This window comes from Lysobacter cavernae (assembly GCF_042648505.1).
GTDB lineage: Bacteria > Pseudomonadota > Gammaproteobacteria > Xanthomonadales > Xanthomonadaceae > Lysobacter_L > Lysobacter_L cavernae.
The window spans coordinates 36,002-49,574 of record NZ_JBHRXK010000007.1; the positions used below are offsets into that span (position 1 = coordinate 36,002).

15 protein-coding genes are annotated in these 13,573 nt (G+C 68.8%); 5 read left to right on the forward strand and 10 right to left on the reverse strand.

Annotation, left to right across the window (positions count from 1 at the left end; all coding sequences use genetic code 11):
* Positions 1-70: 70 nt before the first annotated feature.
* From rlmM to ACFOLC_RS13525, 4 genes are read right to left on the reverse strand one after another with little or no spacing between them, the layout of a single operon-like run.
* Positions 71-1,141: a 23S rRNA (cytidine(2498)-2'-O)-methyltransferase RlmM gene (gene rlmM, locus ACFOLC_RS13510; protein WP_386759789.1), complete on the reverse strand. Its 1,071-nt coding sequence runs from the start codon at positions 1,139-1,141 to the stop codon at positions 71-73.
* Positions 1,142-1,166: 25 nt separating this feature from the next.
* Positions 1,167-1,742, reverse strand: a complete 576-nt coding sequence (locus ACFOLC_RS13515; protein WP_386759790.1) for a nucleoside deaminase — start codon at positions 1,740-1,742, stop codon at positions 1,167-1,169.
* On the reverse strand, positions 1,742-2,200 hold the full coding sequence (locus ACFOLC_RS13520; RefSeq protein ID WP_386759791.1) for a hypothetical protein: 459 nt from the start codon (positions 2,198-2,200) through the stop codon (positions 1,742-1,744). The genes ACFOLC_RS13515 and ACFOLC_RS13520 overlap by 1 nt, the downstream gene beginning before the upstream one ends.
* An 11-nt stretch (positions 2,201-2,211) precedes the next feature.
* Positions 2,212-3,987 (reverse strand): glutamine--tRNA ligase/YqeY domain fusion protein, encoded by a 1,776-nt coding sequence (locus tag ACFOLC_RS13525; protein ID WP_386759792.1) that lies wholly within the window; start codon positions 3,985-3,987, stop codon positions 2,212-2,214.
* A gap of 145 nt (positions 3,988-4,132) precedes the next feature.
* Here ACFOLC_RS13525 and ACFOLC_RS13530 point away from each other — a divergent pair, with 145 nt between their 5' ends.
* The 3 genes from ACFOLC_RS13530 to msrA all read left to right on the forward strand — a co-directional run bounded on the left by ACFOLC_RS13530 (position 4,133) and on the right by msrA (position 5,705).
* Positions 4,133-4,396 carry a putative signal transducing protein gene (locus ACFOLC_RS13530; protein ID WP_386759793.1) on the forward strand — a complete coding sequence of 88 codons (264 nt, stop codon included), beginning with the start codon at positions 4,133-4,135 and terminating at the stop codon, positions 4,394-4,396.
* A 38-nt stretch (positions 4,397-4,434) separates the two neighbouring features.
* Entirely contained in the window at positions 4,435-4,956 is a 522-nt protein-coding gene (locus ACFOLC_RS13535) for an adenine phosphoribosyltransferase (RefSeq protein ID WP_386759794.1), read from the forward strand.
* Positions 4,957-5,054: 98 nt separating this feature from the next.
* Complete coding sequence (gene msrA, locus ACFOLC_RS13540) at positions 5,055-5,705, forward strand: peptide-methionine (S)-S-oxide reductase MsrA (protein WP_386759795.1); 651 nt, start codon at positions 5,055-5,057, stop codon at positions 5,703-5,705.
* A gap of 4 nt (positions 5,706-5,709) precedes the next feature.
* Here msrA and ACFOLC_RS13545 read toward each other — a convergent pair whose 3' ends face one another.
* From ACFOLC_RS13545 to ahpC, 3 genes are all read right to left on the reverse strand, one after another.
* Positions 5,710-6,654, reverse strand: a complete 945-nt coding sequence (locus ACFOLC_RS13545) for a LysR substrate-binding domain-containing protein (protein ID WP_386759796.1) — start codon at positions 6,652-6,654, stop codon at positions 5,710-5,712.
* Between the two features lie 117 nt (positions 6,655-6,771).
* Positions 6,772-8,361, reverse strand: a complete 1,590-nt coding sequence (gene ahpF / locus ACFOLC_RS13550) for an alkyl hydroperoxide reductase subunit F (RefSeq protein WP_386759797.1) — start codon at positions 8,359-8,361, stop codon at positions 6,772-6,774.
* Between the two features lie 263 nt (positions 8,362-8,624).
* Complete coding sequence (gene ahpC / locus ACFOLC_RS13555) at positions 8,625-9,188, reverse strand: alkyl hydroperoxide reductase subunit C (protein WP_386759798.1); 564 nt, start codon at positions 9,186-9,188, stop codon at positions 8,625-8,627.
* A 206-nt stretch (positions 9,189-9,394) separates the two neighbouring features.
* Here ahpC and prmC point away from each other — a divergent pair, with 206 nt between their 5' ends.
* Both prmC and pip read left to right on the forward strand, forming a co-directional pair.
* Positions 9,395-10,255, forward strand: coding sequence for a peptide chain release factor N(5)-glutamine methyltransferase (gene prmC / locus ACFOLC_RS13560; protein ID WP_386759799.1), 861 nt, complete (start codon positions 9,395-9,397; stop codon positions 10,253-10,255).
* Between the two features lie 59 nt (positions 10,256-10,314).
* Positions 10,315-11,256 (forward strand): prolyl aminopeptidase, encoded by a 942-nt coding sequence (gene pip / locus ACFOLC_RS13565; RefSeq protein ID WP_386759800.1) that lies wholly within the window; start codon positions 10,315-10,317, stop codon positions 11,254-11,256.
* A gap of 55 nt (positions 11,257-11,311) precedes the next feature.
* On the opposite strand, the gene ACFOLC_RS13570 is transcribed toward pip, so the two are convergent.
* The 3 genes from ACFOLC_RS13570 to ACFOLC_RS13580 form a co-directional block, all read right to left on the reverse strand.
* Positions 11,312-11,869: an NUDIX hydrolase gene (locus ACFOLC_RS13570; protein ID WP_386759801.1), complete on the reverse strand. Its 558-nt coding sequence runs from the start codon at positions 11,867-11,869 to the stop codon at positions 11,312-11,314.
* 77 nt (positions 11,870-11,946) lie between these two features.
* Positions 11,947-12,879 (reverse strand): 5'-3' exonuclease, encoded by a 933-nt coding sequence (locus ACFOLC_RS13575; RefSeq protein ID WP_386759802.1) that lies wholly within the window; start codon positions 12,877-12,879, stop codon positions 11,947-11,949.
* Positions 12,864-13,469, reverse strand: a complete 606-nt coding sequence (locus tag ACFOLC_RS13580) for a nitroreductase family protein (protein ID WP_386759803.1) — start codon at positions 13,467-13,469, stop codon at positions 12,864-12,866. Before ACFOLC_RS13580 ends, ACFOLC_RS13575 begins: the two co-directional genes overlap by 16 nt.
* Between the last annotated feature and the right edge of the window lie 104 nt (positions 13,470-13,573).

The following is a 13,573-nucleotide window of genomic DNA, read 5'->3' on the forward strand; positions in this document are numbered from 1 at the left end:
CTCCCGGTCGTCGAAGGGAATTGCCGCACGGCGCGCGGCGCCCCGCGCAGATGGACACGGCGCCGCCGCGTCAGCGCGTGCTGGCAAACACCGTGATTTCTTCGCGGTCGTGATAGAGCTGGCGCGCGCGGATGCGCACGGGCCGTTGCGTCTGCTGCGTGAACAGGTCGAGGCACAGCCGGGTTTCGTCCCAGCGCTTCTTCATCGGCAGCTTGAGGTTGAAGATCGTGTGCTTGCACCAGCCCTCGCGCAGCCAGGTCGCCATGCGCTCGGCCACACGGCGCGGCTGCTCGACCATGTCGCAGACCATCCAGTCCAGCGGCGCTTTCGGCTGCCAGTGGAAGCCGTCGGCGCGCAGGTGCTCGACGCGGCCGCTGTCGAGCAGATGCGGGCGCAGTGGGCCGTTGTCGATCGACACCACGCGCAGGCCTTCGCGCATCAGCACCCAGCTCCAGCCGCCGGGGGCGGCGCCGAGGTCGGCCGCGCGCATGTCCTCTCGCAGCAGTCGTTGACGCTCGTCGTCGTCGAGCAGGGTGATCAGCGCTTCTTCGAGCTTGAGCGCGGAACGGCTCGGTGCGTCGGCGTGCATGCGCAGGCGCGGGATGCCCAGTGGCCAGGGCGCGCTGTCGCGGGTGTCGCCGCGCGCGAGTACGGCGTGATCGCCGGCCAGAAACACCACGTGCAGGCGCGGCCGGGTGGGGTCGTCGCTGCGCGCCAGCCAGCCGGCCTTGCGCAGTGCCGGCCGCAGCGCGTTGCCGAAGCTGCGCGCGAGACCGGCGAGCGGCTTGCCGGCTTCCGAATCGGGGTGCTCTACCCACAGCTCGCCGTAGCTGGCGCGCGCGGTGTCGGCCGTCGCGGTGGCCTCCAGTGCCGCCAGGATCGGGGTGATCCGGTCGCGCGGGTCGAGGCCGCGCAGGTCGGCCAGGCGCAACAGCTTTTGCCGGGCGAAGATCAGCGACGCAAAGGGCACGGCGCGCGACAGCGCGGTCGCATCGGCGCCGAGGAACTCGACGTAGCCGCTGTCGCGTTCGGTACGCGCGTAGCCGGGCAGGTTGGCGAGTGCGGCACGCTCGGACAGTTCGGCGGCGAGTTCGGGCTCGAAGCCGGCGCGGCAATAGCAGAGCAGGGCGTCGGCGGTCATGGCGTGCGCGGGGGCATGGTGCGGTTCAATAGCGTGCGCCGCCGAGTTCGCCGTAGGCGCGCAGCACGGCGCGCGCGTCGTCGCGATGCAGGTCGCGGACCACCGCTATCCCGCGGCGTTCGAGTTCACCGACCCAGTCGGCCGGCAGCGGGCCTTCGTCGAACTCGGTGAGTTGCTCGACGTCCTCGCTGCGCGCGCCGATCAGCAACCGGTCGATGCCGGCCCAGACCGTCGCGCCGTAGCACTGGCAGCACGGCTGCGACGAGGTCGCCAGGGTGATCGGGCCGATGCGCTGGCCGTCGGCGTCCTCATTGAGGCGCGCGCGCTGGGTGCGCTGCTGGGCCAGCATATAGGCCATGGTTTCGGCGTGGGCCAGCGAGCAGCTGTGCGGCAGCACGCGGTTGACGCCGACGGCGATGATGCGGTCGGCGGCGTCGAACACCGCCGCGCCAAACGGACCGCCGCTGTGGGCTTCGATGTTGTGCCGCGACAGCGAGATGGCGAGGGCGACCTTGGCGCCGTCGCCGGGGTAGCTTCGGTCGGTGTCGACGGCCTCGTGCACCCAAGCCGGCAGGGTCAGGTGCACCTGTGCGTAGAGCATCACTGCGCCTCGACTTCCATGATCCGGTTCTGGCACTCGCCCTTGACGCACTGGCAGCCTTCGATCGCCTTGAAGCCGCAGACCGACATCATCCCGCGTTTGGCGCATTGCGCCTGCACGCCCTTGGGGTCGGTCGGGCTGTTGACGTTGACGCAACTGGGGAAGCTGCCGCAGCAATTGCCGACATCCTTGACGGTGCAATCGGCATCGGTCCTGCAACTGGTGATCAGCTGCACCGGCTTGGCCTGCGCGGTGGGCTCCGGCGCGGCCGGCGTACCGGCGGGCGACGCTTGTTCGGGTTGCACCGAACTCGGTGGCGGCACCGCCACGGTGGCTGACGATGGCACGTCATGGCCGATGGAAGCTGCGGCGGTGTCGCGACTGGCTTGCGGCGCCGGCACCGCACAGGCGGTGAGCAGCAACGCAGCCAGCAACATCAGCGAGGGGAGCAGACGCATGACGGTTCTCCTCAGGCCTTGCTGGCCCAGGTGTCGCGCAGGGTGACGCTGCGGTTGAACACCGGCGCGTCGTGGCGGTGGTCGTGACGGTCGGCCACGAAGTAGCCGATGCGCTCGAACTGGAACGACTGCTCCGGCGCGGCTGCGGCCGCGGCCGGCTCGACGTAGCCGCTGACGGTGCGGCGCGAATCCGGGTTCAGATAGTCCTGGTAGGTCTTGCCGCCCTCGTCGTTGTCGGGGTCGGCGACCATGAAGAGGCGGTCGTACAGGCGGATCTCGGCCTTGATCGCGTGGTGGGCGCTGACCCAGTGGATCGTGCCCTTGATCTTGCGGTCGGCACCGGCCATGCCCGGGCGCGACTCGGGGTCGAGTTCGCCGCGGATCTCCACGACCGTGTCGCCGTCCTTGATGACCTCGTCACAACGGAAGATGCCGGCACCGCGCAGGCGCACTTCGCCGCCCGGGATCAGGCGCTTGAAGCCCTTCGGCGGCACTTCCTCGAAGTCCTCGCGCTCGATCCACAGTTCGTTGGAGAACGGCACGGTGCGGGTGCCGAAGCTCTCGTCCTTGGGATGGTTCGGGAAGGTCAGCGCTTCCTCGTGGCCGGTCGACAGGTTGGTGATGGTGAGCTTGAGCGGGTCGATCACCGCCATGCGCCGCGGTGCCGCCGCGTCGAGGTCGTCGCGCAGCGCACCTTCGAGGATCGAGAGGTCGAGCAGCGAGTTCTGCTTGCTGATGCCGACGCGGTCGACCATCAGCCGCAGGCTCGAGGGCGTGTAGCCGCGGCGGCGGATGCCCTGCAGGCTCGGCATGCGCGGGTCGTCCCAGCCGTCGACGAGGCCGTCGTTGACCAGCGCCATCAGCTTGCGCTTGCTCATCACCAGGTAGTTGAAGTTCAGGCGCGAGAACTCGATCTGGCGCGGCTTGCTCGCCTCGAACGGCAGGCCCTTGTCGAGCAGCGGCTGGATCAGCTCCGGTGAATGCGCCAGGTCGACCTGATCCACGCACCAGTCGTACAGCGGGCGATGGTCCTCGAACTCGAGCGTGCACAACGAGTGGGTGATGCCTTCGACCGCGTCGCTGAGCGAGTGGGCGAAGTCGTACATCGGGTAGATCGGCCAGTCGTTGCCGGTGTTCTGGTGCTCGACGTGCTTGATGCGGTACAGCGCCGGGTCGCGCAGGTTCATGTTGCCGCTGGCCATGTCGATCTTGGCGCGCAGGGTGCGCGCGCCGTCGGCGAACTCGCCGGCGCGCATGCGGCGCAGCAGGTCGAGGTTGTCCTCGACGCTGCGGTCGCGGTAGGGCGAGTTGCGGCCTGGTTCGGTCAGCGTGCCGCGGTAGGCGCGCACCTCGTTGGCCGACAGGTCGCAGACGAAGGCATCGCCCTGGCGGACCAGCTTCTCGGCGGCCAGGTACAGCACCTCGAAGTAGTCCGAGGCGTGGCGCAGGTCGTGCCAGTCGAAGCCGAGCCAGTGCACGTCCTCCTGGATCGCGCGCACGTACTCGGGGTCTTCCTTGGCCGGGTTGGTGTCGTCCAGGCGCAGGTTGCAGCTGCCGCCGAACTCGGCGGCGATGCCGAAGTCCAGGCAGATCGCCTTGGCGTGGCCGATGTGCAGGTAGCCGTTGGGCTCGGGCGGGAAGCGGGTCTTGATCGCGCTGTGCTTGCCGTTGGCGACGTCCTCGCGAACGATTTGCCGGATGAAATCCTGCTTGGTCGATGCCGCGGCATCCGAAGCGTGGGTTTCCGGCGAGGCGGCGGGAGCGGCGGGGTGGGGCGTTGCGGACATGCGAAGGGCACAGGCGATGGAGAACGCGCAGTTTAGCCGCTGGCGCGTGCCGACGCCGTTGCCGGCAAGCGGAGCGGGCGTATGCTGGAGCCGTCCCGACCGGGTCGCACCAGTCGCGCCAGGAACGCACGCGAGGAATGCCACGATGAAAGTCGTCTACGAAGCCGCCAACCTGATCGACGCGCACCTGGTCCGCCATGCGCTGGAAGCCGAGGAGATCCCGGTGTTTCTCCAGGGCGAGGCGCTGCTGGGCGGGATGGGCGAGTTGCCGCTGTTCGGCACCATCCTGGTCTGCGTGCCCGACGTGGTCTGGCCGGAAGCGCGCGATATCGTGGCCGCACTGCCGCTCAACCAGCCGCCCGCGGCGGCCGATGCCGTGGACGATCTGCCCGACGGCCTGCCGGCCTGAGGTATCGTGCCCGGCCCTTTGCGCAGGCCCGCCGTGCCATGAACCCGTTTGAAGCCCTGATCCGGGCCGTGCCGGATTTTCCCAAGCCCGGCGTGACCTTCCGCGACGTCACCCCATTGCTGGCCGATGCCGGCGGCTTCGCCCGCTGCATCGACGCCCTGGCCGAGCCCTGGCAGGGCAGCCAGGTGCAGGCGGTGTGCGGCATCGAATCGCGCGGCTTCATCTTTGGCGCGGCGTTGGCGCAGAAGCTGCACGCCGGTTTCGTGCCGCTGCGCAAGCCCGGCAAGCTGCCGCCGCCGCTGGTCGAGGTCGACTACCAGCTCGAATACGGCAGCGACCGCCTGCAGGCGCGCAGCGATGCGCTCAAGCCGGGCGAGCGCACCCTGATCGTCGACGACGTGCTCGCCACCGGCGGCACCCTGGCCGCGGCGCGACAGCTGGTCGGGATGCTCGGTGCCGAGCTGGTCGGCGCCAGCGTGCTGATCGAGCTGAAGGCGCTGCAGGGGCGGGTGCGTTGGGGCGGTGACGTGGTGCCGCTGCACTCGTTGCTGCAGTACTGAGCGCAATGCTTCGCCCGGCTTGAATCGTGGTGTCGCTGCCGCATTTCATGAGGGTCTCCGGAGCCGAAGCGGTCCGGTGGAAACCCCAGGAGAACGAGATGGCCGGCATAGGCGCCTACAAACAACGCATGCCGCGGCGCGAAGACGCGCTGCCCGGCCGTGACCGCGAGATGCCGTTGCACAACGCCCATTACGTGCATGGGCGGCCGCTGCGCGATGCCTTCGCCGGTCTGGCGCGGGTGCAGTTCGGGATGGGCTGCTTCTGGGGCGCCGAGCGCAAGTTCTGGTCGCTGCCCGGCGTGGTCACCACCGCGGTCGGCTACGCCGGCGGCTACACGCCCCATCCGACCTACCGCGAGGTCTGCAGCGGCCAGACCGGGCACGCTGAAGTGGTGCTGGTGGTGTTCGCCCCAGCCGAAGTGGCGTTCGAGATGCTGCTCAAGACCTTCTGGGAGAGCCACGACCCGACCCAGGGCATGCGCCAGGGCAATGACACCGGCACCCAGTACCGTTCGGCGATCTATTGCGAGAGTCAGGCCCAGTACGCGGCCGCGCTGGCCAGCCGCGACGCGTTCCAGCAGCGGCTGCGCGATGCGGGCTACGGCGAGATCACCACCGAGATCGTGTACCCGGCGCCGACGTTCTATTACGCCGAAGACGAGCACCAGCAGTACCTGGCGAAAAACCCGATGGGCTACTGCGGCCTTGGCGGTACCGGCGTGAGTTGCCCGGTGGGCGTGCCGGTGTGAGGGTTCAAGGCCACTGGCTGCGCGAGGCCGGTGCAGCGACCGCCGGCGGAGGTTGCAGCAGTTGCGCCGGCAGCTTGCGGAACTCATCGGCCAGTTGCATCAGGAAATCGCCCATCGCCGAGCTGCGCCGCCACAGCATGCCGATCTGACGGTGCGGCGCGTCGCCGCGGAAGCGCAGCAGGTGGATGTCAGGCGAGACCGGCACCGGTGGCTGCACCGCCAGCATCGGCAGCAGGGTGATGCCGACGCCGGCGGCGACCATCTGTCGCAGCGTTTCCAGGCTGGTGGCGCGGAAACCGTCGCGCTCGTCGGCGCCGGCCAGGCGGCACACGTCCAATGCCTGCTCGCGCAGGCAGTGGCCTTCCTCGAGCAGCAGCAGGTGTTGGTCGTCGAGCTCGTGCAGGTCGAGCGTGTCCTGGCCGGCCATCGCGTGCTGCTGCGGCACGGCCAGCAGGAACGGCTCGTCAAACAGTACTTCGACGTGCAGCTGGTCGTCGTGGATCGGCAGGGCCAGCAGGGCGGCATCGAGGCGGCCGTCGCGCAGGCGCGCGAGGATCTGGTCGGTCTTCTCCTCGACCAGCAGCAGCTCCAGGCGCGGAAAGCGCTTGCGCAGGTTGGGCACGACATGCGGCAGCAGGTAAGGCCCGAGCGTCGGGAACAGGCCCAGTCGCACCGTGCCGGCTTCCGGGTCCTGGCTGCGCCGCGCGATCTCGCTCATCTGCTCGACGTCGGCGATGATCTTGCGCGCGCGCTCGGCGATGTCACGACCGACCGGGGTCAGCATCACCCGTCGCGGCGCGCGCTCGACCAGCGAGACGCCAAGCTCGTCCTCGAGCTTCTTGATCTGGGTCGACAGCGTCGGCTGGCTGACGAAGCTGGCCGCGGCGGCGCGACCGAAATGCTTGTGGTCGGCCAGGGCTACCAGGTATTTGAGGTCGCGCAGGTTCAAGCGGGGTCTCCACTCAGAGCGGCAGCCGAAGCCGGTAACTCGGTGTTTCGATCTTAAACGAGCCTTCCCGTCCAAGTGCCGTCATTCCCGCGACGGCGGGGATGACGGGCCGAGGCTTCAGGCTGAGACGGCCTCGGCGGCTTCGACCGGCGCGCTGGTGCGGATCAGATGGTCGAACGCGCTCAGCGCGGCGGTCGAACCGGCCCCCATCGCGATCACGATCTGCTTGTACGGCACGGTCGTGGCATCGCCGGCGGCGAACACGCCCGGCACCGAGGTCTGGCCGCGCTCGTCGATGACGATCTCGCCGCGCGACGACAGCTCGACGGCGCCCTTCAGCCACTCGGTGTTCGGCAGCAGGCCGATCTGGACGAAGATGCCTTCCAGCTCGATGCGGTGCGTGTCGCCGCCGATCCGGTCCTTGTAGGTCAAGCCGATCACCTTGCTGCCGTCGCCGAGCACTTGCGTGGTCTGGCCGCTGGTGATGACGGTGACGTTGAGCAGGCTGCGCAGCTTGCGCTGCAGCACTTCGTCGGCGCGCATCTGCGTGTCGAACTCGATCAGCGTGACGTGCGAGACGATGCCGGCCAGGTCGATCGCGGCCTCGACGCCTGAGTTGCCGCCGCCGATCACCGCCACGCGCTTGCCCTTGAACAGCGGGCCGTCGCAGTGCGGGCAATAGGCCACGCCCTTGTTGCGGTACTGGTCCTCACCGGGCACGTTCATCTGCCGCCAGCGCGCACCGGTGGAGAGCACCACGCTGCGCGACTTCAGCGATGCGCCGTTGGCCAGCTGCACTTCGATCAGGCCGCCCGGCTCGGTCGCCGGCACCAGCTTGGTCGCACGCTGCAGGTTCATGATGTCGACGTCGTAGTGGCGCACGTGCTGTTCGAGCGCGGTGGCCAGCTTCGGGCCTTCGGTGTGCTCGACCGAGATGAAGTTCTCGATGGCCATCGTGTCCAGCACCTGGCCGCCGAAACGCTCGGCGGCGACGCCGGTGCGGATGCCCTTGCGCGCGGCGTAGATCGCCGCGGCCGCGCCGGCCGGGCCGCCACCGACCACCAGCACCTCGAACGGTGCCTTGCCGCGGAGCTTGTCGGCCTCGCGCGCACCGGCGTTGGTGTCGAGCTTGGCGATGATCTGCTCCAGGCTCACGCGGCCCTGCTCGAACACTTCACCGTTGAGGAACACGGTCGGCACGGCCATCACTTCGCGCTGCTCGACTTCGTCCTGGAACAGGGCGCCGTCGATGGCGACGTGCTGGATGTTGGGGTTGAGCACGCTCATCAGGTTCAGCGCCTGCACCACGTCTGGGCAGTTCTGGCAGGAGAGCGAGAAGTAGGTTTCGAACGTGTATTCGCCGTCGAGGTTGCGCACCTGCTCGATCACGTCCTGCGTGGCCTTCGACGGATGGCCGCCGACCTGCAGCAGCGCCAGCACCAGCGAGGTGAACTCGTGGCCCATCGGCAAGCCGGCGAAGCGGACACCGATGTCGGTGCCGACGCGGTTGATCGCGAAGGACGGCTTGCGCGCATCGGCGTCGTCACGCACGTAGCTGAGCTGGTCGGACAGCTCGGCGATCTCGCGCAGCAGGGCTTCGAGCTCGCGCGACTTCTCGCCGTCGTCGAGGCTGGCGACGAGTTCGATCGGCTGCGTGACCTTCTCGAGGTAGGCCTTCAACTGGGTCTTAAGACCGGCGTCCAACATGGTGGCGGCTCCGTGCGTGGAATGGGGGCGAGCGTTCGATGCGACTGCGTGGCGTGCAAACGCATTTTGTTCGCGATGAACGCCGCGAGCACCCGGGCTGGAGGAGAGAGAGACCCGGGCGTCGCGACATTCAATGAAAGGGGCGGGACCCGGCGTGACGCCGGGATCCCGCTACCGGACCCGCGAGGGCGGGCCCGGTGGGTGCGGCCCGAGCGACGGACCGCGTGCTCGTGAGAGCGAACCGCAACACGCGGTTTGGAAACTTAGATCTTGCCGACCAGGTCCAGCGACGGCGCCAGGGTCTTCTCGCCTTCCTTCCACTTGGCCGGGCACACCTGGCCGGGGTTGGCGGCGGTGAACTGGGCGGCCTTGAGCTTGCGCAGCGTCTCGGACACGTCGCGGGCGATCTCGTTGCTGTGGATCTCCAGCGTCTTGATCACGCCTTCCGGATTGATGACGAAGGTGCCGCGCAGGGCCAGGCCTTCTTCCGGGATGTGCACGCCGAAGGCGTTGGTCAGCTGGTGGGTCGGGTCGCCGACCAGCGGGAACTGGGCCTTGCCGACCGCCGGCGAGGTGTCGTGCCACACCTTGTGCGAGAAGTGCGTGTCGGTGGTGACGATGTAGACCTCGGCACCGGCCTTCTGGAACTCGGCGTAGTTGTTGGCGGCGTCTTCGATTTCGGTCGGGCAATTGAAGGTGAAGGCGGCCGGCATGAAGATCAGCACGGACCACTTGCCCTTCAGGTTGGCCTCGGTGACTGCGACGAACTCGCCATTCAGGTAGGCGGTGGCCTTGAAGGGCTTCACTTCGGTGTTGATCAACGACATCAGCAAGATCCTGTGGTTGGGGGTGATTGAAAGCCTGCGTAGATTAAAAGCGGCCATTCAATCTATCAAGTTGATTAATGGTATTGCATTGATAGATTTTATCTATTGCCTTGCTTTCGTTGCGTCCCTCTCTGAGATGCGACTGTTGCCGGGAGTCTCAAGGCGGTCCGCTCGCGCGTCGCAGCCGGTCACGCGACAATGCCCCGATGACCCACCCTTCGATTCCCGCGCCTGTCGCCGTCGGCGCGCTGCTGGCCGAGGCCGTCCGCCGCTTGCCGGGCGAGGAAGCCCGCGTCGAGGCCGAGCGCCTGCTCGCCCATGCCCTGGGCGTCTCCCAGACCTGGCTGTACGTGCATCGCGACGATGCGCTCGAAGCCGATCGGGTCGCGGCCTTCACCGCCCTGCTGCAACGCCGCCTCGCCGGCGAGCCGGTGGCTTACCTGCTGGGTCACCGTGGCTTCTGGCGGCTCGACCTGCAGGTCACGCCGGCGACGCTGATCCCGCGTCCGGAGACCGAGCTGCTGGTCGAACTCGCGCTGGCGCGCCTGCCGGACGACCAGCCGCTGTCCGTCGCCGACCTCGGCACCGGCAGCGGGGCGATCGCGCTGGCGCTGGCGCTGGAGCGGCCGCGCATGCGCGTGCTCGCCACCGACGCCAGCAGCGCGGCGCTGGCGGTCGCGCGCGGCAACGCGCGGGCGCACGGGCTGGGCAATGTCGAGTTCCGCGAAGGCGACTGGCTGGTGCCTTTGGCCGGGGAACATTTCGCCCTGATCGCCAGCAATCCGCCGTACATCGCCGACGACGATGCCCATCTGGAGACCGGCGACCTGCGCCATGAGCCGCGCTCGGCGCTCGCCTCCGGCGCTGACGGCCTCGATGCGATCCGCACGATCGTGCGCGATGCGCCCGCGCACCTGCAGCCCGGTGGCTGGCTGCTGCTCGAGCACGGCTGGGAGCAGGGCGCGGCGGTGCGTGGCCTGCTTGCAGCGGCGGGTTTCGAGGCGATCGAAACCGTGCGCGATCTCGAACAACGCGACCGCGTCAGCCTTGGCCGCACGCCGCGCTGAGGCTGCGACCGTGGACGGGCGCCGGTAGACTCGTCGCCTCCCCACCGCCAGGTTCCGCGATGCGCACGCTCTATCCCGAGATCGAACCCTTCGACACCGGCACGCTGAAGGTCGACGACCGCCACACGCTGTATTACGAGCAGTGCGGCAACCCGGACGGCAAGCCGGTGGTGATGCTGCACGGCGGTCCCGGCGGCGGTTGCAGCGACAAGATGCGGCGCTTCCACGACCCGGCCAAGTACCGCATCGTGCTGTTCGACCAGCGCGGCAGCGGCCGCTCGACACCGCATGCGGATCTGGTGAACAACACCACCTGGGACCTGGTCGCCGACATCGAGACGCTGCGGGTCAAGCTCGGCATCGAGCAGTGGCAGGTGTTCGGCGGCTCCTGGGGTTCGACCCTGGCGCTGGCCTATGCGCAGTCGCACCCGCAGCGCGTGACCGAGCTGGTGCTGCGCGGCATCTTCATGCTGCGTCGCTGGGAGCTGGAGTGGTTCTATCAGGAAGGCGCCAACCGCCTGTTCCCGGACGCCTGGGAGCATTACGTCAACGCGATCCCGCCGGTCGAGCGCCACGATCTGATCAGCGCCTTCCACCGCCGCCTCACCTCCAGCGACGAGACCACGCGTCTGGCCGCAGCCAAGGCCTGGAGCGTCTGGGAAGGCGCGACCAGCTTCCTGCACATCGATCCGGATTTCGCCGCCAGCCACGAGGACCCGCAGTTCGCCCTGGCCTTCGCCCGCATCGAGAACCATTACTTCGTCAACGGCGGCTTCTTCGAGGTCGAAGACCAACTGTTGCGCGACGCGCACCGCATCGCCGACATCCCCGGCGTGATCGTGCACGGCCGCTATGACGTGGTCTGCCCGGTGCAGAACGCGTGGGAGCTGAAACAGGCCTGGCCGAAGGGCGAGCTGCACATCACTCCGGCCTCGGGCCATTCGGCGTTCGAGGCCGAGAACATCGACGCGCTGGTGCAGGCGACCGACCGCTTCGCCTGAACGAGGGTGATTCCCTGATGCATGGGCATTCAGGGCAATAGGAAGGAGGCGGACGTCAGTCCGCCGCCGAACCGTCCGGGTTGTGCTCGATCATCCACAACCCGGCCCAGAGCTTGAGGTCGAGTTCGAAACCCTCGCGTTGCTTCTGCATCAGCCAAGCCGGTGCCTGCGCGCGCGGCACCGCGTGCACGGTGATGTCCTCGTTGTCGACGCCACCGCCTGCGCCGACCTTGATCAGCTCGCGTGCGCGCACGAAGGCGATGCGCTCGTTGCTCATCCCCGACGACGTCGGGCCGATCAGCAGCACCTCGACGCGGCCCGGCTGCCAGCCGGTTTCCTCGATCAGTTCGCGGCGGGCGGCGGCTTCGAGCGTGTCGTGGGCGTGGTCGTCACCGACCAGCCCGGCCGGCATCTCGATGGTGCGTGCGTTGAGCGGCACGCGGAACTGCTCGACGAACAGCACGTCGTCGTCGGGTGTGACCGCGATGATGATCACCGCCATGCCGTTGCCGTGGGTGCGCTCGGCGTATTCCCAGCGACCGCGGCGGACCAGGCGCAGCCATTGGCCGTCGTAGAGCGTCTCGAGGCGGTCGTCGGCGTGGTGGTCGTTCATCGTGTCCCCTGCAGGTCGGTCGCAACGATGCTACGACGGAAGCCATGACGCAGCGAAGTCCGCGTCACGAGCTCCGGTCAGACGGCCAGGCCGGCTGCCTCGTGCAGCCGCCGCCGCGTCATCGGGCCGAAGCGCAGGGCCTCGCACAGCGCACCCAGGCCGCGGGCGTCGGGGTTGCCGCGCACGAACCGCGGCGACGCGTCGCCGAGCGGGGCGTCCAGCGCGATCGTGGTCAACTGCCGGCACAGCAGCGCCTGCTCGCGGTGCTGGCGCAGCTTGGCGGCGGCGCTGGCGGCACCGCGCAGGCGCAGGAACGGCACTTCCTCGACCCGCGCCAGCAGGGCGTCGAGCGTGTCGAAGTGGCCGAGCAGGGCGGCTGCGGTCTTGGCGCCGATGCCGGGCACGCCGGGGATGTTGTCCACCGCGTCGCCGGTCAGCGCCAGGTAGTCGGCGATCTGCCGCGCCTGCACGCCGTGGCGCTCGGGCACGCCGGCCGCGCCCCAGCGCTGGCCGCGGGCGAAGTCCCACTGCTCGTCGAAGTCGCCCAGCAGCTGCGACAGGTCCTTGTCGGCGGAGACGATGACCGAGCGGAACCCGTGCGGGCGCAGCGCGTGCACGGCGCTGCCGATCAGGTCGTCGGCCTCGTACTCGACATGCGCCAGGGTGGCCAGGCCGAGCGCGCTGCACAGCGCCTTGCAGTGCCCGAACTGGCGCTTGAGTCCCTCCGGCGCCGGCTCGCGGTTGGCCTTGTAGGCCGGGTACAGCGCGTTGCGGAAGCAGCTGTCGAGCGCCTCGTCGAAGGCGATGGCGATGTGCTGCGGGCGCGTGCGGTCGAGCAGTTCCAGCAGGAAGCGGGCGAAGCCATGCACGGCATTGGTCGGCCAGCCTTCGCGGTCCTGGAACTCGTCCGGCATCGAATGCCAGGCGCGGAACACGTACAGGCTGGCGTCGACCAGATATAAGGTCGGCCCGGCCGGTACCTGCGGAGCCGTGCTCACGTCGGTGTCCATTCGCGCAGCAGTGCGTGCGGGTCCGGGCGCTCGCGCTCGGGCGCGTCCAGCTTGGGCGTGCCGATGTGGACGAAGCCGACCACGCGCTCGTGTGCGTCCAGGTCCAGCCAGGTCCCGACCTCGGGGTCGTAGGCCAGCCAGCCGGTCAGCCAGATCGCGCCATAGCCCAATGCCTGCGCCGCCTGCAGCAGCGCGAAGCAGACGCAGGAGGCGGTGGAAAAACGTTCCGATTCCGGAATCTCCTTGTCCGGGCCGAGCGTGGCGATCACCGCCACCACCAGCGGCGCGTGCGAGAAGCGCGAACGGTCCTTCTCGATCACCGCCTCGCTGGCGTTGGGGTCGCGCTGCAGGCTGCGCGCGGCCAGGCGTTCGCCAAAGGCGTGGCGGGCGTCGCCGCGGAAGCTCAGGAAGCGGAACGGCACGCGCTTGCCGTGGTCGGGCACGCGCACTGCCGAGCGCAGCAGGCGCAGCAGGGTAGCCTCGTCCGGGCCGGGCTCGCCCAGTTGCTTGGGCGGGACCGAGCGCCGCGCGTCGAGGGCGGCCAGGGCGAGGTCGGAATCTGGAAGCGGGTCAGAGGTGTTTCGGGACATCAGTCACAAAAGTCCAAAAAAGCCGTGCAGCGCGGGGTCGTATCTTGCCACTATGCCGCAGTGAACTGCCGGGGAGTGGCAGGTTCGATCCACGCAACCTTGGG